This is a genomic window from Rhizobium mayense, from assembly GCF_030272705.1.
Lineage (GTDB): Bacteria > Pseudomonadota > Alphaproteobacteria > Rhizobiales > Rhizobiaceae > Rhizobium > Rhizobium mayense.
This window is the reverse complement of the sequence record NZ_JARFYM010000010.1, coordinates 298,646-317,475: the sequence shown is the minus strand read 5'-3', so window position 1 is coordinate 317,475 and position 18,830 is coordinate 298,646. Positions and strand designations below refer to the sequence as shown.

At 61.0% G+C, this 18,830-nt stretch carries 19 protein-coding genes and 1 pseudogene; 7 read left to right on the top strand and 13 right to left on the bottom strand.

The genetic code is table 11. The features are described 5' to 3' along the window. Window positions 1-61: 61 nt before the first annotated feature. Window positions 62-286 (top strand): annotated as a pseudogene (locus tag PY649_RS15500) (helix-turn-helix domain-containing protein); the annotation flags it as partial. Between the two features lie 9 nt (window positions 287-295). Continuing rightward, complete coding sequence (locus PY649_RS15495) at window positions 296-739, top strand: TetR-like C-terminal domain-containing protein (RefSeq protein ID WP_285869442.1); 444 nt, start codon at window positions 296-298, stop codon at window positions 737-739. Between the two features lie 110 nt (window positions 740-849). Here PY649_RS15495 and PY649_RS15490 read toward each other — a convergent pair whose 3' ends face one another. The 11 genes from PY649_RS15490 to PY649_RS15440 form a co-directional block, all read right to left on the bottom strand. Then, window positions 850-1,920 (bottom strand): hypothetical protein, encoded by a 1,071-nt coding sequence (locus PY649_RS15490; RefSeq protein WP_285869387.1) that lies wholly within the window; start codon window positions 1,918-1,920, stop codon window positions 850-852. Beyond that, complete coding sequence (locus PY649_RS15485) at window positions 1,920-2,789, bottom strand: DUF2092 domain-containing protein (protein WP_285869386.1); 870 nt, start codon at window positions 2,787-2,789, stop codon at window positions 1,920-1,922. The genes PY649_RS15490 and PY649_RS15485 overlap by 1 nt, the downstream gene beginning before the upstream one ends. Window positions 2,790-2,905: 116 nt before the next feature. Next, window positions 2,906-3,547, bottom strand: coding sequence for an urease accessory protein UreH domain-containing protein (locus PY649_RS15480; RefSeq protein ID WP_285869385.1), 642 nt, complete (start codon window positions 3,545-3,547; stop codon window positions 2,906-2,908). Window positions 3,548-3,605: 58 nt separating this feature from the next. Further along, the gene (locus PY649_RS15475) at window positions 3,606-4,955 is read right to left on the bottom strand and encodes an NAD(P)/FAD-dependent oxidoreductase (RefSeq protein ID WP_285869384.1); all 1,350 of its coding nucleotides are present in this window, start codon (window positions 4,953-4,955) and stop codon (window positions 3,606-3,608) included. Between the two features lie 19 nt (window positions 4,956-4,974). Continuing rightward, complete coding sequence (locus tag PY649_RS15470) at window positions 4,975-6,342, bottom strand: NAD(P)/FAD-dependent oxidoreductase (protein ID WP_285869382.1); 1,368 nt, start codon at window positions 6,340-6,342, stop codon at window positions 4,975-4,977. Then, window positions 6,339-7,376 carry a tetratricopeptide repeat protein gene (locus tag PY649_RS15465; RefSeq protein WP_285869381.1) on the bottom strand — a complete coding sequence of 346 codons (1,038 nt, stop codon included), beginning with the start codon at window positions 7,374-7,376 and terminating at the stop codon, window positions 6,339-6,341. Before PY649_RS15465 ends, PY649_RS15470 begins: the two co-directional genes overlap by 4 nt. Further along, window positions 7,373-8,161 (bottom strand): SDR family NAD(P)-dependent oxidoreductase, encoded by a 789-nt coding sequence (locus PY649_RS15460; protein ID WP_285869380.1) that lies wholly within the window; start codon window positions 8,159-8,161, stop codon window positions 7,373-7,375. The genes PY649_RS15465 and PY649_RS15460 overlap by 4 nt, the downstream gene beginning before the upstream one ends. A 64-nt stretch (window positions 8,162-8,225) precedes the next feature. Next, window positions 8,226-9,005: an acetoacetate decarboxylase gene (locus tag PY649_RS15455; protein ID WP_285869379.1), complete on the bottom strand. Its 780-nt coding sequence runs from the start codon at window positions 9,003-9,005 to the stop codon at window positions 8,226-8,228. Between the two features lie 2 nt (window positions 9,006-9,007). Further along, a complete protein-coding gene (locus tag PY649_RS15450) occupies window positions 9,008-10,126 on the bottom strand; it encodes a DUF4331 family protein (RefSeq protein WP_285869377.1) in 1,119 nt (372 codons plus the stop codon). A gap of 24 nt (window positions 10,127-10,150) precedes the next feature. Continuing rightward, on the bottom strand, window positions 10,151-11,569 hold the full coding sequence (locus PY649_RS15445) for a Dyp-type peroxidase (protein ID WP_285869376.1): 1,419 nt from the start codon (window positions 11,567-11,569) through the stop codon (window positions 10,151-10,153). An 85-nt stretch (window positions 11,570-11,654) separates the two neighbouring features. Further along, window positions 11,655-12,383, bottom strand: a complete 729-nt coding sequence (locus PY649_RS15440) for a hypothetical protein (RefSeq protein WP_285869375.1) — start codon at window positions 12,381-12,383, stop codon at window positions 11,655-11,657. Window positions 12,384-12,521: 138 nt separating this feature from the next. On the opposite strand from PY649_RS15440, the gene PY649_RS15435 reads away from it, so the two are divergent. Together PY649_RS15435 and PY649_RS15430 are read left to right on the top strand one after the other, a co-directional pair. Then, window positions 12,522-13,208, top strand: coding sequence for a TetR/AcrR family transcriptional regulator (locus tag PY649_RS15435; protein WP_285869374.1), 687 nt, complete (start codon window positions 12,522-12,524; stop codon window positions 13,206-13,208). A gap of 117 nt (window positions 13,209-13,325) precedes the next feature. After that, window positions 13,326-13,775, top strand: coding sequence for a hypothetical protein (locus tag PY649_RS15430; RefSeq protein WP_285869373.1), 450 nt, complete (start codon window positions 13,326-13,328; stop codon window positions 13,773-13,775). A 428-nt stretch (window positions 13,776-14,203) separates the two neighbouring features. Here PY649_RS15430 and PY649_RS15425 read toward each other — a convergent pair whose 3' ends face one another. Further along, window positions 14,204-15,046 (bottom strand): MBL fold metallo-hydrolase, encoded by an 843-nt coding sequence (locus tag PY649_RS15425; protein WP_285869372.1) that lies wholly within the window; start codon window positions 15,044-15,046, stop codon window positions 14,204-14,206. 151 nt (window positions 15,047-15,197) lie between these two features. Continuing rightward, window positions 15,198-16,100 carry an alpha/beta hydrolase gene (locus PY649_RS15420; protein ID WP_285869371.1) on the bottom strand — a complete coding sequence of 301 codons (903 nt, stop codon included), beginning with the start codon at window positions 16,098-16,100 and terminating at the stop codon, window positions 15,198-15,200. 121 nt (window positions 16,101-16,221) lie between these two features. Here PY649_RS15420 and PY649_RS15415 point away from each other — a divergent pair, with 121 nt between their 5' ends. The 3 genes from PY649_RS15415 (at window position 16,222) to PY649_RS15405 (ending at window position 18,758) form a co-directional block, all read left to right on the top strand. Next, the gene (locus PY649_RS15415; RefSeq protein ID WP_285869370.1) at window positions 16,222-17,433 is read left to right on the top strand and encodes an alpha/beta fold hydrolase; all 1,212 of its coding nucleotides are present in this window, start codon (window positions 16,222-16,224) and stop codon (window positions 17,431-17,433) included. A gap of 2 nt (window positions 17,434-17,435) precedes the next feature. Then, complete coding sequence (locus PY649_RS15410; RefSeq protein WP_285869369.1) at window positions 17,436-18,152, top strand: flavin reductase family protein; 717 nt, start codon at window positions 17,436-17,438, stop codon at window positions 18,150-18,152. Window positions 18,153-18,284: 132 nt separating this feature from the next. Further along, window positions 18,285-18,758: a MarR family winged helix-turn-helix transcriptional regulator gene (locus tag PY649_RS15405; RefSeq protein ID WP_285869368.1), complete on the top strand. Its 474-nt coding sequence runs from the start codon at window positions 18,285-18,287 to the stop codon at window positions 18,756-18,758. Window positions 18,759-18,830 lie beyond the last annotated feature (72 nt).

Sequence of the window (18,830 nt, the reverse complement as noted above, 5' to 3'; positions counted from 1 at the left end):
GCGCTGTCAACATGGCCGCCGGAAAATGTTGACACGCGCAACATAGAGATAGGTGAAGCAGATGCGGTCAGCCGGGTATCCGAACAATTCCAGACCGATGGAACGCGTTGAAAAGAGAACATCGAGGGCGGAACGGAAGGCGCGGCGGCCCCAGGAAATATTGGAGGCCGCATTCGAGGAGTTTTCGGCAAAAGGTTTTGCGGCGACGCGTGTCGAAGATGTCGCAGCCCGACTGGGGATAACGAAGGGAACGATCTACTTCTATTTCCCGATCAAGGAAGTTCTTTTCCGAGAAATGTTTCGCCACGCCTCGACGTCATCCGCTGACATGTCGACCGCCATCGGCAGCCTTCGGGGATCCTGCGCCGACCGGATCCGCGACCTGCTGCTTATCGCTTATGAGAACACGGCCAATAACCGAAAGACACGAGAACTCCTGCGCTTATCCATCGCCGAAGGAACTCGTTTTCCCGAAATGGTCGATTGCCTTCATGAGCAATTCATCGCACCGACGCTTGCAGCCCTTACGGCCTTGGTCGAGCAAGGCGTGACATCCGGAGAGTTTATACTGGATGCGGCGGTCGACATGCCTGACGTGCTGGCGAGTTCGATTTTTCAGGTTGCCCTCTGGCGGCTGATGTTTGCGGATCAGAAACCGATCGACGGCAGGGCGCTTACGGAGGCGCACATTGACCTTGTTATGAAAGGGGCTCTTCAACATTCGGGACGAGCCGCGTGACTTGGGCAGGTACGTCAGAGCGGACAGAGCCGTGTGGTTTACTGCGCGCGGCAAAGGCCGGATGCGTCGTGCGACGTCCGGCCTCAACCTCTTCCTCATGCTGAGCTGATCTAGTTCCTACCAGGTACGCGATTGTAGTCCGACGGCGGGGTTTCGCCCGAGACCACGATGTTTCCCTGGATCCTATAGACGATCCGCAGATTGGCGGCCGCGGCCTGAAGCCAGCCGACCGCCTCTTCCGACGTCCATGCCGTGCCTTCCGGTGGAAGGCTCTCAAACAGGCCGGCGATCAGAGGATTCACAGACTGCGAGCTGCTGTTGCCGCCGCTCTGGTTCTGCCTGTCTGCAACGGCCTGGCCGGAGCGGCTCTGATCGGAAGAGCTCGCATATACCTCGCCAGCAGAGCCTGAAGAACTGGCGTGTGGCGAACCTGAAGAGCCCCCGTGCGACGAACTTGACGACGCCGCGTTGGCAGAGCTCTGAGCACTGCCGTGGGACGAACCGGAGGATGCTGCGCCAGAGGAGCCCGCAGCGGATCCAGACTGATCTGCATAAGAGGAATAGGTCCTTCCACCGGTGCCCGACGCGGCTGCCGCACCGACGGCGACGCCTGCCGCATACCCGCCCAGAGCGTAGGCTTCGCGGCGATAGTATTCACGCCCATAGTCTCCACCGCCATACTCAGCGCGGCCGTGATCTGCGCGACCATAATATCCACGGCCAAAGTATCCGTTGCCGTTGCCCGAGACCTTGAGATCGCCGGAGTTGTTGACGGTGAGGTTGCCTGAGTCCTTCGCGACGATATTGCCCCCGGCGTTCGTGAAGGTGCGGTTGCCGGCGATGTTACCGCCCGAGTTCACCGTGTTGCGGATGTTTCCGGACAGGTTGCTCGCTCCGCGGCCTGGCCCTTCCGCCAACCGCCCCTTTGCGCCACCGACAATTGGCATACGAGTATGGGGGTTCGCTGGTGGATGCTTCTGTGCGCTCACCGGCGGTCGACCGTGGCTCGCCATCGGCGGACGCGCGGGGCCGCTCGGCCCTCCCGACGGGAAATGGGGTGGCCCTCCAGACGGCAAGGGCGGCGGACCGCCGGGCGGCGGCGCAAACTGACCGAAGGCGACGTCCGATGTGATGGCCGTAAAAGCGAGAAAAGCAAGGCAGGTGCGCTTCAGATCGTTCATCACCGGCTCCCTTCCGATCCCGACGCGACGGCTCGCGTCGGATCGATCTTTTTCGCATCGGCCGGAGGTTCAAAGGTGAATTCGGAGTCGGACAGAGGGGGCTCCGTCGTCCAACTGGTGAATTCGGCAACGAAGCTTGGCTGGCCCTGCAGCAACGGGTAGGTGACGACCAGGCGATGCGGGGTCGCTGCGTCATTCTTCTCGACCCACAATTCCACATCGATGCCGGACTTCTGCGAGAATAGCAGATGCCGGCACTCGATCCCGTCGACGGTAGCGGTACCCACCTGCCGGGCCGCCATGGTATCGTCCAGCAGAACTTCGTCCGGAGAGCCTGCAAAGAGGACAGCGAGAGGAAAATCGAGGTCCAGTTTGTCTTCGATCTCGTTGAGCGCGGACAGTGTGTCGCCCGACGCGGGGATCGTCATGTATTTCTTGCTGTCGGGAAAGAAGACCGAGGCCGCTTTGCCGTCGTAGAATAGATCGTGTCTGCCGTCATCGCCGCTGAACTCGACGGCGATCCGATCGGGCCGGCGGGCGGCGATTTTGATCGTATGGAAGATATGAAGCGGTTGGCCGGATTCGTCCAGGTAGACGCTGACGGTTCTTGCCGTGACCGACAAGTCCCTAGCATGCAGCGTCTTTCCCATCTGCGAAATAGCAGTCGCGGCCTCTTCGCTAATCTCCGGCTTGAACGGAGGCGCCGGTTCATCCGCTCGAGCTGTCGGCAGCGTGGCAAATCCTACGCACATGCCGAGCGCAGCAGTTTGGACGGCATTCCGAAACATCGCAGTGACCCCAAGATTGACGGCCACCAAGCGACGCACGCCCTTCAATATGGGCTGGTTCAAGCCATTGCACATTTCCATTTTCATTTCCTTTGTATTCAGAGATTCATTGATGCCAGACAGGCCAATGCGGTTTCCCACCAATTAGACGTCGGTTACGTGCTGGCGTGTTTGCGGAGGTCCAGGGATTAGAATGCTCAAATGCCCTGGCAGAACCACACGGCTCCGACGACGATGGCGAGCATAGAAAACGAGGCCATGAGGGCATTTTGCACTTTGACGCTACGGGCGCCCGGCCGACCCGCGAGCCAGCCAATCAACATTGAAAAGGCTGCCATCGCGGCAGTCGTGCCCAGACCGAACAGCAGGAGGTAGGCCACCGCGTAGGCATCCGTGGGCAGGGCGAGCGCCGGCACGACCCCGAGCAGGTGCGAACTTCCCGCAAGTCCATGGACTGTGCCGACCGCGAATGCAGGATGCCTGTGTCGAGCACTATGCGGATGTCCGCGGTGCCGATCGCAATGGGCGGAGCGATCGGTGAATGCAGCCCTCAGTCCCCAGATGCCGATGGCGCAGAGCATCACGCCCACGCAGCGCTCGCCCCATGCGGACACGAGATCGATGGACAGGGCATCCCGCAGCAGGAGGGCAAGAAACCCGACGCCAGCGACACCCCCGCTATGTCCGACTCCCCATCGAATCCCGGTTCGCCAGGCACGCGCCTTGGCGTCGATGGCATAGGGTGCAATGGCGGCGAGGTGATCCGGTCCGGACACCACGTGAACGAAGCCGACGAGGAGTCCGGAGAGAACGGTTGCGAGAAGGACAGGAGTCATCATTCGGCAGCTTTCGGCGCGGAAGGATTCGTAGGAAAGGGTGCGGTGGGTGCTCGGACCATCAGTCGGGCAATCGAAGGCGCGGCCTGACGCGGGAATTGATCATGTCTGCAAGCCAGATCAGACCGCCGCGCCAGAAGCCGTGCAGCCTCGATTGGTGGCTGCGATAGAGGAGGACGTGGCCGAGCTGAGCCGCGCGTCCGCGGATAAAACCGCCCCTAAACAGGCCGAATTGTCCAAGCGAGCCATAGGCGCCGTAGCCGCCGAGCGATACGATCGAACCGAAGTCACGGAAGGTGAAGGGCGGCAGCTCTCGGCCCTGCAGCCAACCGGGAAGATGACGGATCAGGTGCGACGCCTGCTGGTGCGCGACTTGTGCCGCCGGAGGCAGGGGCTTGCCCCCGTCGACCACCGCAAGACTCGAGCAGTCGCCGACCGCAAAGATTGCAGGATCGACCGTCGTCTGCAGGGTGGGTTTCACCATGATTTGGTTGCTGCGCGTCAATTCGAGGCCGTCGTATGCGGCACAGGCGTCCGAACCCTTCACCCCGGCCGCCCACACCTTCAGCTCCGCAGGGATCTGCTCTCCATCCGCAAGTCGAAGGCAGTCGGCTTCCGCGGCGACGACCCGCGCTCCTGTGAGAACGGTGACGCCTAGCTTCTCCAAACGTTCGCGCGCGGCGATCGCCACTCGATCGGGGAAGGCACCCAGCAGATTGGGCGAACCCTCGACCAGTGTGACCCTGACTTGATCACGTAGTCCCGCGGCACCGTAGTGGGCTGTGACTTCGGTGAGTTGGATGAGTTCTGCGGCTAGTTCGACACCCGTGGCGCCGCCGCCCACCACCGCGATGCGCAGTGTGGCGTCGGCAGCGAGTGTTTCGAGCATGCGCGCCATGACTTGGCGGTTGAAGTTCATAGCTTGCGACCGGCTGTCGATGGTCAGGCAATGCTCGCGAACGCCTGGCGTCCCGAAATCGTTTGCCTGGCTGCCAACTGCCAGGATCAGGGTATCGTAGGAAAGAGACCGTTCCGGCAAGATGCAGCGCCCATCAATCTCCAGCGCCCCGAGGCGGACGGAATGTTCCTGACGGTCGATTGCTTTTAGTTCTCCAGGCTCAAAGACGAAGCTGCGATTGCGTGCCTGGGCCACATAGGAGGTTTGCTGCTGCCAAACGTCAGTCGTTCCGGCAGCGATGGTGTGGAGCATCGGCTTCCAGACATAGGCGGGCTCCCGGTCGACCAGCGTCACGGCAACCGACATGCTGCCGATGCGTTTCGGCAGCTTAGAGGCAATTTCCAAACCGGCTATTCCGCCGCCGATGATTAGGACGCGGTGAGGCCCCGTCATCACGGCTTCCCGCGGACCGGTTTCACCGAGCGTATGGGAGATCATGGATGCTTTTGGCATGTATCTGCTCCAAATTTCGTCATGGACGAAGCACGACGACGTTCGAGGTTTCAGTTGAAGTGTCTTCAGCCACTTCCGGGCGCTTCCGACGCCCTACCAGCTCGGACGGCTCGACGATCAGCCGCCCACTACGACGGTAGGTGACCAGAAGCCGGGCCCAGTTCGCCAAGATAGAAAACTTGGCATGGCCTCCACCTGATAGGCTTCGAAGATGCAGCAATCCCCACATCAACCAGGCGGGGTAGCCCGTGATCGAACGACCGCGAAATTCCGCGACCCCGACATGCCGCGAGATGGTTGCGAGCTTGCTCGGCGTGAATGTCTCATAGGGCTTGGGAGGAGTCGCGCTTGCAAGCCGGGCGGCGATAACTTTGCCGACATATCGGCCCTGATGCTGGGCAACCGATGCCAGACCCGGTACCGGCCGGCCATCACGGCCGACCACATGGGCTGCATCACCTATGACAAAGCAGTCGGGATGACCCGGCACCGAAAAATCATTCAGCACCGCCACCGTTCCGTTCGGTTCGACATTCGCCCCGAGTGCGCGCGCCACCGGCACGCCCTCGACGCCGGTGCACCACAGGACGGTTGCCGCCTCGATGCGTTCGCCGCCGACGGTGACGCCCGTCGCGTCAACATCGGTGACGGGAGCGCCCAGCTTTATCTCCACACCCTGAGCTTCCAGGGCGCGGGCGGCGTAGGCCGAATGTCGCTCGCTGAATGCGGGCAGCAATCTCGGTCCAGCCTGGACAAGCACGATGCGCGCCTTGCGGAGGTCGATGTTTCGAAAGTCGGATGCCAGTGTCCTTTGGGCAAGCTCGCTGATCGTGCCCGTGATCGCGACGCCCGTCGGCCCGCCACCCACGACGACTGCCGTCATGTCGCGCGCCTGCTTCATGGGATCCGGCTCCAGTTCCGCGCGCTCGAATGCCCTTAGAAGACGATTTCGGGCCGCGACGGCGTCTCCTAGCGACTTCAAACCAAGCGCATGCTGCGACCATTCCAGCTCGTGGCCGAAATAGCTTGTCTGCGCTCCCGTCGCGACGACGAGGATGTCATAGGCCAGAGGGTCGCCTTCGTTCATGAGGACAGCTCGGCGACGCAGATCGATGCGCGTCGCCTCTCGCATTTCCACCCGGACGTTCGACAGCTCGTGCAGTAGAGAGCGGATAGGCGTGGCGATTTCCGCAGGCTCGAGGATCGACGTGGCGACCTGAAACAGGAACGGCTGGAAGAGATGGTGATTGTTGCGGTCGACGAGCGTGATGTCCGCGTCGCTGTTGCGCAACGCGTGGACTACAGCCATGCCCGCGAAGCCGGCTCCGATGACAACAATCCTGCGACGCGATGTCCGGTTCGTCCCGGCGGATATCTGGGCGTTCATACCGCGACCTCGCGAACAGGTGCGACTTCGGCCGCGTGGCTTGCGCGAGCAAGCAGCTTTCGCGATCTCGGCGTGTCGCGGAGCTTGAAATTCGCCAGAGCAAGCTCGAGTGCCCGCTTCGGACGATTTCCAATTCCCATGAAGAATGCCGCCGCATGGTCTGCATAGGCTTCAGGCCGACGCGCCAGAAGCAGTTTATATCCTTCCGCCGCACACTTCGCTTCTTCCCGTGCTGCCCCGCAGTCGCCGAGAGCATTGAGGATCTCCGCATGCACCGCGCGATACTCAGGGTCGTCGGACATTTCGACGAGCGGCGCCACGAGAGCTTTTGCAACATCCAGCTTTGCGCGCGCGAGCGCTACTTCCGCTCGATGCCCCCGTCCTGGAACGTGCTGGGGCAGGATCACTTCGAGGTGTGCGAAGAGTGCCTCCGCGCGGTCCAGGTCGCCGCGGCGCATCGCGCTCACGCCCCACTCGAAGAGAAGTTGGCCGCCTGGAAATGGAGAGATGCCGTGGTCGGCCGCGACGGCATCTGCGTAGCAGACTTCCGCCGCTGCCCAGTCACCCATTTCCGCCAGCAATGACGCGAGACTACCCAGTGTGTCGATCCCCGGAATGCGTTTCGCCAGTCTTTCACGCAGGACCAACGCTTCGTTGTAGTGCCCCGTTGCCTGCAGCAGGGCAGCCCGTTCTGCGTCGATTTCCTGTCTTGAGTATCCGGCCATGAACGCATGAGCGAGAAGGCCCTTTGCTTTTTCGAACAAGTGAAAGCGACCGGCAATCTGGGCGCGAACGAAGAGCGCTTTTGCGGATTCGGGCGCAACGGCAACGGCCTCGTTGGCGATTGCCTCGGCGCGGTCGTGGTCTGCGATGCGACCCAAGAGGTCGCCGCGAAAGAAAAGGAGCTTCGAGAGCGCCAGCAGCTTTTCCGGATCTGCACCGTTGCTGCGATCGCGCTCGAGGGTGCCGATCGAGGCCGACAGGTTGGCGACGGCGATCCGCCCGCTCGTATAGCGCCGGGGCTCGTTCGTCATGCGGCGGTTTCCTTGATACCCGTCAACAGCGCCGGATAGCCCCGCGTCAGCGAACCGCCGTCAATTGCGATCGTGTCGCCATTGATCGATCTTGCCTTGTCGGACGCGAGAAACACGGCGGCCGCGCCGATTTCTTCCGCTGCAACGGCACGGTTCATCGGAATGACACCGAGAAAGAGGTCGCGCATTGCAGGGTTCTCAAGCTCCTTTCGGGTCAAGGGTGTTTCCACCAGACCCGGAGCGATGCCGACGACACGGATACCGCGAGCGCCGAGCTCGAGGGCGCCGCAACGGGTGATCATGTCCACCCCGGCCTTGGCCGCACAGTATGCTGCCTGGCCTTCGCCGGCCTGCCGTGCATTCACCGAGGAGATATTGATGATTACGCCCGGACGCTCTTGCTCGATCATGATGCGGGCGCCATGCTTGACCCCAAAGAAGACGCCGCCGAGGGTCACGGCCTGGACGGAATGCCACTTGTCGGCGGTCAGCTCGGTGATTGGCCTGATCGCACCGAATCCTGCACAGTTGACCACTATGTCCAGGGATCCGAAAGTTTCGCGGGCTTGCCGCAGCGCTCCCTCGACCTGTCCCTCGTCGGAAACGTCGGTAATGCGGCCAACGGCGCGACCGCCCAGTTCGCGGGTGACATCGTCCAGTGCCTTTGCGTTGAGATCGCATAGCAGCACGCTCGCGCCCGCCTCGATGAACGCCGTCGCGATCGCTCTGCCGATCCCGGATGCGGCGCCGGTGACGACGGCGCCCTTGCCCTTCAGTTCATTCATGTTCGATTCTCCTATAATGGGCGGTGGAAGGATTTCCCACTCGCATGAGATTTGCTGATGAAACCTAGCGGCGCTCGGCCTTCAGGTAGTCGTAGACGACTTCTCCGTCGTTGAGCGTCATGTCCCAGAGATGCTGGCGGCCTTCGAGGACACGCACGACCGGAAGCGCCGCAACCGGGCAGCCGATATGAGGGACCATGAACAGTTCCGCGGGTCCGCCCCATGCGCCCTTCAACCGGACATCGTAGAGATTGACCTTTACGAGCTGCGCCACCTTCGGCGTGTGATTGTCCACGTCGGGAAGGAGCTTCAGCACGAGCTGAGGGGCCTGCAGCTCCTGCTCGATCTCGGCCAGGCGGTCCGAGAGGTTGACCGAGCGATACGGCATGGTCGCAAGCGCGACCTGAGTCCCGCCATAGGAAAGGGTGCCGGTCAGCACTTCCCGGACGGCCTTCAACTCGGGCTCTCCATGCCGTTTCGGAAAACCGAGGATCTCGCGGCCGGCGAGCGTCGGCGACTCGCTGTTGAGGAATGCCTGGAAGACGTAGGTCACCGGCCTGCCCTCGAAGGTGCAGGCGACCGAATGGCCGATCTCGACATACGGTCCGAATCCGCTGACCTCGGTCATGTTCCGCCATTCTATGGCGACGCGGTTCCCCTCGGCGGGCTCGAGGGGCCTTGGAACGACGGCGCGCACGGCCTCCGCGGTGCTCTCGTAGGTGACGATGAGCTGATGCATGTCCTTGTAGTGCCAGGGTCCGCGCGGGTAGCTGGGCCTTAGCGTCGACATCACTGGATACCGAAGGAACCAGTCGGTGCTGCCATTGCCTTTGAAGTTGTCCATGTTCAATTCTCCACAAATGCGGGCATGGGAAGATCCGTGCGCCGGTTCGGCTCGCGCACGTAGGGAAAGTTGAGAGCCGCCGGCTTGGTCGGTCCGTCGACCCCGTCGCCCAGCCGCTTGCCGCGGCCGCTGTTGACGAAGAGCGTCAGCATCTCGTCCAGGATGTCGTCGTCGAGCCAGCGGCCGCCGGCGGTCGCGTGAGGTCTATGCTCGAGCGCCGCGCGTTCGATCTCTAGGAACCCTCCCGGGGCGAAGGGGCGAGAAAGATCCAGGACCAGGTAGTCATCCATCAGCAGATCGAGTGCGGGATGGCGCCCGTCGGCAGCCGGCGGCCACGCAGTTGCGCCGTCGATAGCATCAAAGAACGCGAGGGTCGCAGCCAGACGCGCCTCGTAGAGCGGCCGATAGTCCCGGGAGAGGGAAAAAGCGTCCTCCCTGTTGTAGAGGTCGCGAAGTTCGACGCCCTTCGGGTCGCGCGTCGCGTTCGACAGCATGACGTTCTTGATTTCCGGCCGGCCGACCCGTTCGAGCCGGATGGGCTTGCCGCGCCGCGCGACAATGGTTTCCGCCACGGCGGCAATGAGGGTGACACCTTCGAAACGGTCGACAATCGAGGCTGCCTCGACCTCGACTACGATCGACAGCACGTCGCGAAACTGTACGGTATTCGTACCTTTCTCACTGAAGGAGAGCTGGCCCGAAAGGTCAGTGCGGATGGTAGCCTCGACGTCCATGAAGAAGGGGTCACTGACAAGTCCCGCGAAGACTCGCATGCCGTCCAGTTCCAAGGATTCGCCAACAACGAAATCCGCCTCGCGCCCGTCCGAGGTGATGACGGTACCTTTCTGAACCGCAGTCACGCTCGGCACATCTCGGAAGCGAACTTCGATCGTATGTTCCGCCGGGCCGTGCAGGAATTTGCCGGCCGATTGGAAGAGCGGCCGCAGTCTGAAACGGTGGCTGACGACATCGCTGAAGAAGGCCTGCGCCGTTGCCATCGGAAACACGTTCATGATTAGGACGAGATTCCCGGGACGGTCCGGGCTGGGGAAAGCGTAGAAATCCGTGATATCTACCGCTGGATCGCCCATCACAGACGGGCCGCTGAAGTGATCTGACATTGAATTGATCTCTTTTTGTTGATTTCAGAATTTTTGTTCGATGATGCCCTTGAGCGCGTTGACGCCGGGCACGAACAGGTATTCACCGCCCTTGACGGTTACGAAGTTCGGCAAATCGAAAAGGAACGGCCGTTTGGCGCCGGGCACCATCATCTGTGAGCCGGTGCCACCGACGCCGGCGATCGGATCCCGCTCATCACGGTCAAGTCCGATAAATTCGCCGCCGGCTATCCACTCTTTCTGAATGAACTCGAATTGCCGTTCGATATCCGCCTGGATCAAAAGCTGGACCAGTCCACGGTCAACGCCGTCGTCCTCGAGCACGCCCTCCGGCAATCGGGGGCCATACTCGACGCCGCGTCGGATCAGGCGATGTCGCCTGACCGTCGTCGCGCGCTTCAAAGGTGTCTCGCGCGGATTGACCCGGCGCAAATGCGAGCCGAGCGGGCACCGATGCCCTTGGTCATCGCCTGCATAGCTGAAGTCGTTGCGGCGCATCGGGTCGGATGCGATCTCTGGATCGTCGGCCTCCGGTGATAGATCAAGAGGGCAGCCGCTTCGCCACCGGCCCATCATCTTGGCTGCGACGAGATCCTGATGATACGGATCGTCAGTATCGTATAATCCCTTCGCGGCCTTGGCGAGATATCGGCGAAAGGCCGCCACGTCCTGATAGAGCTTGCGGAACACCATGAACGTTCCGTTCACGCGGAGTTCGAAGGGCTCAGGCCGCGGTACGTTGTTTGGGCCGGACTCGTCTTCATAACCCAGCAGGAACTCACCTGGCTTGAGTGGCCGCCACGTCCCATCGGGTTCAAGCACACCGTCACCTGGATAATGTGGGGCGTCGGCTCCCTCGATGGGAGGCTGAGAAATGGGATCTGCAAACCCAAAATGCTCTCCCTCCGAACCAATGCCGTTTTCATTGGCGAGCGCGGTGGTGTCCTGGACGAAGCGATCCTCCACGCCACCAGTGGCGTCCATCACCGCCCGCATCATGTCCGTTGCCTCTTCCCGACCCTCTTCAGAATCCGTACGAAAGTATGCCATCGCATGGATGTCGGCGGTGCCGAGGCCACCTTCCCAGAACTGCGGCGAATTCGGCCCCACATCGCCCACCAGAGATGCGCGAGCGCGGATACCCATTTGGAACGCTTGCGGAAAGGTATCCAACGAGCGCTGGGACAATCCGAGCACCTTCAGCCCTTCATAGGTGAAGCCGATATTGACGGTGAAGCGCGTGCCATGTTCCTCGGACCGGGCGTTGACTCGATTGAACATCTCGCGGAGCCAGGCGCGTGCCTTGGTGCCATCGGTAAACTTGAGGAAAACGTGGCGTCCGTACCGCATCAGTATGGGCGCAACGATGTTGTCCTGGATGTCCGACAAATTGGCTTTGAGATCAGCGGACGTCAAAATTGGCGGAGATGTTTTGGCGAGCATGTTGGACTCCTTGTGGGCGGGTCGCCGAAATTCGGGGGATCGACGCAGAAAGGGCGGGTTCTTACGTCGATCCTGAGGGCAGCAGTTATGCTGCCTTTTTCAGACCCAGCCGCTCGGGCACGTCCGTGAACTGCGGCTGATTGCCAACATCAGTGTCGATCGCGGCAGCGCTGCGAACATGATCGAAGGGTTGAGTCAGCTCGCTAAGGAAGGCATTGACCTTGTCTTCGAGACTGCCGTCGCCTTGGGCGACCTGGCGCTGGAACTTCTGCGTCTTTGCATACCAGTCGGCCTGCTTCTCGATCTGGCTATTGCTGAGGCTGGGGAAAGCATCGTAGCAGGCCAGCGTCTTGATTTGGCCGCGCGCGATATACTGCACAATGTCATATGCCGTTGCCTGCGGGCCGGTGGGGCAGCCGATGCACTGGCCCCAGATGCACTCGAGATTCTCCCTGCCGTTGAGAACGAAGTCATCGAAATACTTGTCGAGGCTGCTGTCGAACTGCGAGACGAAATAGAGAGTGGGACCGAACTCGGTGCTGGTGCCGACGAACCAGCGCGCCGCCCTGATCAGGCCGAGCAGCGTCGTTGCTTCCGCGAAGTTCAGCACGGGCGGCGTCCAGAACTCATTGTATGCGAGCGTATTCGTCAGCTTGACGAGGTCGGCGTCCGGCTTGAGGGGCCACATGCCCATAAACTCGTGCACCTCGCGCTCGCCGTCCTTCATGAGCAAACCGGGGTGACGTAGATCCCACTTGGCACCGCCGGAGTTGGTCTCTGCCGTCTTTCCCAGGCTGCGGTCTTGATCGTTCATCTGAATCTCCAATCTGGATGGATTAATGGGCGCTGCCCGATGTTGACAATGCCCACTTAGAGGGTAGAGTGGACAATGTCAACATCAAGTCGGTCACAAAATGTTGACAAGAGCAACTTCGCAACTTAATGGATGAGTATGAGCAAAACAAATTCGACCACAGATCAGCGCCCTTACCATCATGGGGACCTCCAGAGGGCCATTGTCGACGCCGCGCTTGAAGTTCTAAGCGAATCCCAAAGCACGGAGTTCTCCCTCCGGGAACTCGCTCGCCGAGCGGGCGTCAGCCATAACGCGCCCTACAAGCACTTCGCCGACAAGCGCGAGCTGCTGGCTGCCGTTTCGGCGGTAGGGTTCGAACTTCTGGCAGAGCGGATGGCCAAAGCCACCAAGGGTCTTGGCAGTCCGCGCGAGCGACTGGCTGCCATGGCAGGCGCTTACGTCTGTGGAGGCGCCAATAATCCTGCGCTTTACAGATTGATGTTCGGCGGCTACCTCACGGGCCAGAATAGCGACCGTCCGGTGATAGAGAGGACCGCTGCCTACCGGATGAAAGCACTGATCGTCGATGCGATGAGCGGCGGCGCCTTGGGGCGCGAGATTCCGAACACCGCCGAAAACGAAAGCAAACTCGACGGTGCCATCCTGGTGTTCTGGTCACAGTTGCACGGCCTGACGCTCCTGTTGGTGGACCGTCTCGTGGGGCCAGCCGAAGCGCTACGCGAACTGACCGACAGTGTCTTGCAGGCGATGCTGAACGGATTGGCAAATTACATTCCGGCGATACCGCCAGGCGTGTGGGTGGGCCCTCCGCTCGCCGACTAGAGAGAATTCGCCACGCGCTCCCGACGCGCCGACATCTGCCCAGTTTGCAGGATCGGCTGCTATAGCTTGGCACGGTGCCGTTACAGCCGTGCTAGCTTCCTGTGAGAGGACAAACTCTTGAGCGAATACCTATCTGCTCTGATGGGACTTGCAGGCGTCGCGATCGGCAGCCTGACCTCTTTTATCACTACCTGGACAACCCAGCGATCACAGGCCATGGAAAAGCATCGCGACGCCGAGATGGCCAAGCGCGAAAAGCTTTTTTCCGATTTCATCGCGGAAGCCACACGACTCTATGGCGACGCCATCAGCCACCAGAAAGACGACGTTTCCGACCTCGTCTTCTGTTACGCGTTAGTCGCCCAGATGCGCCTCTTCTCCTCGCGTCCAGTCGTGAACGCGGCCGAGTTGGTGATGGATAGGATTGTCGAAACCTATCTGGCGCCAAACCGCACCCTCTCTGAAATCAAGGATATGGCTCGATCCGGCGCATTGAACGTTCTCCTCGAATTTGGTGAGGCTTGCCGGGTCGAGCTCTCGGCAGGTCGGCGCTCTGGCGGATTATGAGATCACCATCCGAAAAATCCTTTGTTAAATTGCTGGCAACAGACCAAAGCATGCTGGTGTCAATCTCGGTGCCGAGGGCCGAGATCGCGGCGTTGATAAGCAAGCCGGTCGCGACTTTAGGAGGCATGTGGGTCGATCCGCGCAGAAGGGCCTCTGGTACATGTCCGGATCAAAAGCCGGAGCATGGACCGCGCAAAAACGTGAGCAGCGATAGAATGCTTAACCGTACCCGCGAGACTTGCCTGTTCGCTAGATGAGCCGCCGGTTCGATTCCGTCCAAGGCGACGGTAGTGCGGAAGAGGGGCCTCCCGGAATTGCGCGCCGTGACGATCCACGCCGCGCCGTACATGTCGGGCACTGAAGTCAGGTTCGGCGTCCAGTCGCAGGACGCCAAACCTTAGTCCGAGACAAGATTGTCGCGTTAAATCTTACGACGGCTTCATTGCCTTCGCTGCCGCCCACAGCGAGCCGGGATTGACCCGGCTGGGATACAGGGACAGCATCTTCTCGTAAAATTCAATTGCCGTATTTGTGACCGGGATCGTTGCGGCGAAGTCTTGAAGGTATTGGCGCGTTTCGGCTATGTGGCGCGGCGAACTGTCCGGATCGAGCACGCCGTGGCCGGTGACGACGGCCTTCGGCTCAAGCGCCTCGATGATATCGAGAGCATGGAGCCAACCGGCTCTCGCTGCCTCATCACATTCCGCGAGATACAGGTGCGTGTTGTTGTAGACGCCGTCGCCAGAGATCACCAAGCCGATCGAAGGGACATGAAGGGCCGTGGTATGCGATGTATCGGTATGGCCAAGTTCTACCACCTTGAGCTCGTTACCCTCGAGATAGAAGGTATCGCCATCGAGCACCTCTGGCGCCACGAACGTCGAAGGAAGCTGTCCCGGAAAGCGCGGTTCCCAGAATGACTTGATGAACTCCGGTGCGATCTGGTTGTTGATCGCGGCTACAACCGAGGCGGTGGCGATCGCCTTCGCGTTGGGGAAGCGGTCGAGCAACAGCTTCAGGCCGAAGAAGTGGTCGCCGTGGGCGTGGGTGACGTAAATGGTGGTGAGGTTCTTGCCGCTAGCGACGATCCAGTCCAGCAGTTCCTTCGACTGCTGCTCGGACAGGAACGTGTCTACGAGAACTGCGTCGTGCTCACCAGAGATGAGCGTGACAGTGTTTGTCACCCAAGCGAGATCTTCCTTACCCGGCGGAACGCCTTGGGTGGAGCTTCCGCGTTTCTTGGTCAATAATTCCCATTTCAGCTTAGGCATGGCTGTTCCTTTCTAGGCAGTTTATCCTGCTGCAAGTGCAGGTGTGGCGCGATATCCGCGGACTAATCGGTCGCGCGCAGGCGCTCGACCGATCGGTTGTCTTTTCTTTCCCTGGGCCGAGGCAATTGCCGGGCCCAGAGAAGGCTGGGCACTATTCGCTCTGGAGGTAGTTTTTAAACCAGTCCACTGCAGCGCTGCTGGACGTCCGAAATTCTCCGAGATAGGGGTCGAAGTGTCCGCCCCGGATCGTAACGAGTTTCTTCGGCTCCAGCGCTCGTTCGTAGGCGCCGAGCGCGACATCGGTAACCGTAATCGTGTCGGACAGTGCGACGACCATCAAAAGCGGGGTCGGCGAGATCCGTGGCACCCAGATCCCCGGCTCGTACATTCGCGCAGCCCGTGTCGACCGCACGGTCACCGTGTTTTCCCAGACGCCCTCCGGGACCGGCTGAAGGTAGAAGTCGATAGCATCGCGACTGCGATAGGAGGCCGGGACACTGGGGTCGTCACTGACGACGGCCTGCCGGGCCAGCGCCTCGCCACGCAATTGGGCCCGCTCATCCTCGCTAAAGACACGCTCGAGCGACGGGATCTGATCGGGAGCAATGCGCCGCAGCCCTTGTTCGTAGCCGCTGATCGTCGGGACCTGAGAAACGACGGCCTTGATGCGCCGGTCGGTCGCGCCAAGGACTAGGACATGCCCACCGGCGTAGCTCGTTCCCCAGACACCAACCCGCTCAGCATCCACTTCCTCGCGGCTTTCCAGGAAGGAAATCGCCCGCCGCCAGTCGGCGATCTGCCGCCAGGGGTCGACGTCGTGCCGCGGCGTGCCGTCACTTGCCCCGAAGCCACGATGATCGTGCAGGAGCACGGCAAAGCCTGCCGCGGCGAAGGCGCGCGCAAATGGTTCCAGACCAAATTCCTTGACCCCGGCATAACCATGCGCCATCGAGATGGCCGGGAACGGCCCTTCGCCAGCCGACGGCAAGAAGAACCAGCCCCGCAGCATATCGCCGCCCTCGACGGGAAATTCGACGTCTATTCGCTTAATCATGAACACCTCCGACGAATTGTGGTGAGTGCCTCTTGTAAATAGGGGCATATGAGACTTATACTCCGTTCTGTCATTTTGGCAACGGATATTCTCCGTCGTTGTCTCGTTAGGAGGACTAGGCATGACAGACCAGGATCGCAGACAAACGATTCCCTTCCACGTTTCCGGGAGCGGTAACCGCGCATTCGTCTTCATTCATGGGTTCCTCGACGCCGGGAGCATTTGGGACCGCGTTGTCGGTGGGCTCGAGGCCCAAGACGCACGAAAGGTGACGCTTGACCTGCCGGGCATGGGTGCGCTGACTGCCGACCCCGGACGCATAGACCTGCAGCGATACGCCGATGATGTCGGGGCGATCGTCGATGCGCTCTCCGTCCCGGTCGTCCTCGTTGCACAAAGCATGGGAGCCCAGATTGCCGAATTGGTGGCGGCGGCGCGACCGAAGCAGGTTACTGGCATGGTGTTGATCACGCCGGTGCCGCTGCAGGGTGTGCACGCGCCTGACGAGATGATCGCTCCATTCAAGGCGCTTGGCGGCGATCTGGATGCCCAGCGTCAGCTGCGCCGGATGCTCGCGCCCAATATGACGGCGGCAGACCTCGACATCCTGACCGAGCTTGGTCGTGACGTTAGCGCCTCAAGTGTCCGCCAGCTCGTTGACGCCTGGAACAGTGGTGTTAACGAAGCACCGTCGTGGAGCGACTTTGATGGCCCGGCTCTAGTTATTCGCGGCGGCGCCGATTCCCTGGTGACACAGGAGATGGCGACAGCCATTGCCAAGCGGTTCAAGGGGCCGCCGGTCAAAACACTGGACGGTGCCGGTCATTGGGCGCATTTCGAAGCGGCCGGTCAAGTTGCCAATCTGATTGTGGAATTCATAGATCAACTGGCCTGGCGATCGGGGGCGGCGTCCGATTGGAAAAACGCTTTTGCCCAGAAATCCGCCTCGACCTTTGCCGACGCCTTCGCCGACGACGTTGTGCTTGAGGCTGCCGTCCTGGTCAAACCAGTCGTCGGTCGCGACAACGTCAAGCGCGTCATGGAGGCGGCCGCGAGCAAGATCTACGCGCGTGTGGAATTTACGGAGAGTGCCAACGACGGTTCTCAGCAGTATCTCCAATGGGAGGCCGACGACTTGGACGGCGTCGCCTACAAGGGCATTACCATAATCAGTCGAAATGCGGCCGGAAAGATCGCCAATGTCGCGATTCATCATCGCCCCCTGGGCGCGTTGCTGGGCTTTTCGTACAAGCTCGGCCAGCACCTGAAAGGCGTCATCGACGCGGGCCATTTCGCAACGGCCGAAAGCATTCCCGAACAACTGAGGAAGTGACAATGATCATCAACGCAGACGATCTCGATGCCATCCATGCCTACAAGCTCCTGGTGGCAACCGTAGTGCCGCGCGCGATCGGATGGCTGAGCACCATGTCGGTGGATGGCGTTGCCAATCTCGCGCCCTTTTCCTTCTTCACGGTCGTGGGCCGCAAACCACCGGTCTTGTCGATTACCATGCAGCCGAAATCCGATGGCGTTACGCTCAAGGACACGTTCATCAACATTCGCGACACCGGCGAGTTCGTCGCCAACCTGACGACGCTTCCGCTCGCGGAGGCGATGCATAAGTCGGCCGCGGAGCATGCCCCGGATGTCGACGAGTTCGAAATGGTCGGCCTGGAGAAGGCACCGAGCGTCGCCGTGCGCCCGCCCCGCGTGGCGCTGGCGCCGGTCGCCATGGAGTGCAAGGTGGATCGGATCATCCCCGTCGGCGAGATGAATGATCATGTCATATGGGGAGAGGTGTTGCGGTTCCATATTCGCGACGACGCTTATCTGGACCGCGGCCGTGTCGATACGGCGGCACTTGCGCCGGTCGGGCGTCTGGCGGCGGAATATACCCTTGTCGACAACGTCTTCTCGATCCCGCTGGAACAGGAAATCCTAAGACTGCGGGAGGGCACCCGCATGTCGCGCCTCGACGGCAAGCCGACGGACTGGTCCGCCGTCGACCAGAAGAACTGGTCGGCATCGGGAAGTGTCATCAGCGGCTGACGGCATGGATCTGGGATCGGAGCTATCTTCGGTAATGTCGCGCGTGTTATCTCCGGTTGCGAGCCGGGATGGCGAGGACGCTCGCCATCCCACGGCGAGAAGTAGGTTGCAACCGGACGGGAAGGAAGACGAATGGTTGAAGTGGACAATCATGGCGATGCCAGCGATTTTGATATTCCGTCTCAGTGCAACTGCACGAAGATTCGGCGTGCCGCGCGCCGCATGACCCGTCTATACGACGTCTGCATTGCGGAAAGCGGCGTGAAGATCACCCAATACTCAATTCTCGGGTACCTCAAACATCGCGGCCCGAAGACTATGCTGCAGCTTGCCGATCTGCTGGCAATGGACCGGGCCACGATCGGCCACAATCTCCGTCCCCTCGAGCGCGATGGTTTCGTCACGATCGAGGTCAGCAAGACCGACCGGCGCGCAAGGATCGTGACGGTCACCGAGAAGGGTCTCGCCTGCGTCGACGCAGGCCGGCCCGGATGGGATCGGGCGCAGGCTGAAATCGATCGCTTGGTCGGCATCAACGAGGCAGAGGTCTTACGCTCGATGGCCGATGACGTCGCCGAGCGGCTCGGAAAACAGCAATCGTTCTGACCCCAAATGAAAGCTCCAAATGCCCGCCAGAGGAGCGGGCAAGTTGAACGTGTGACCGTGGGCTATCGTCGG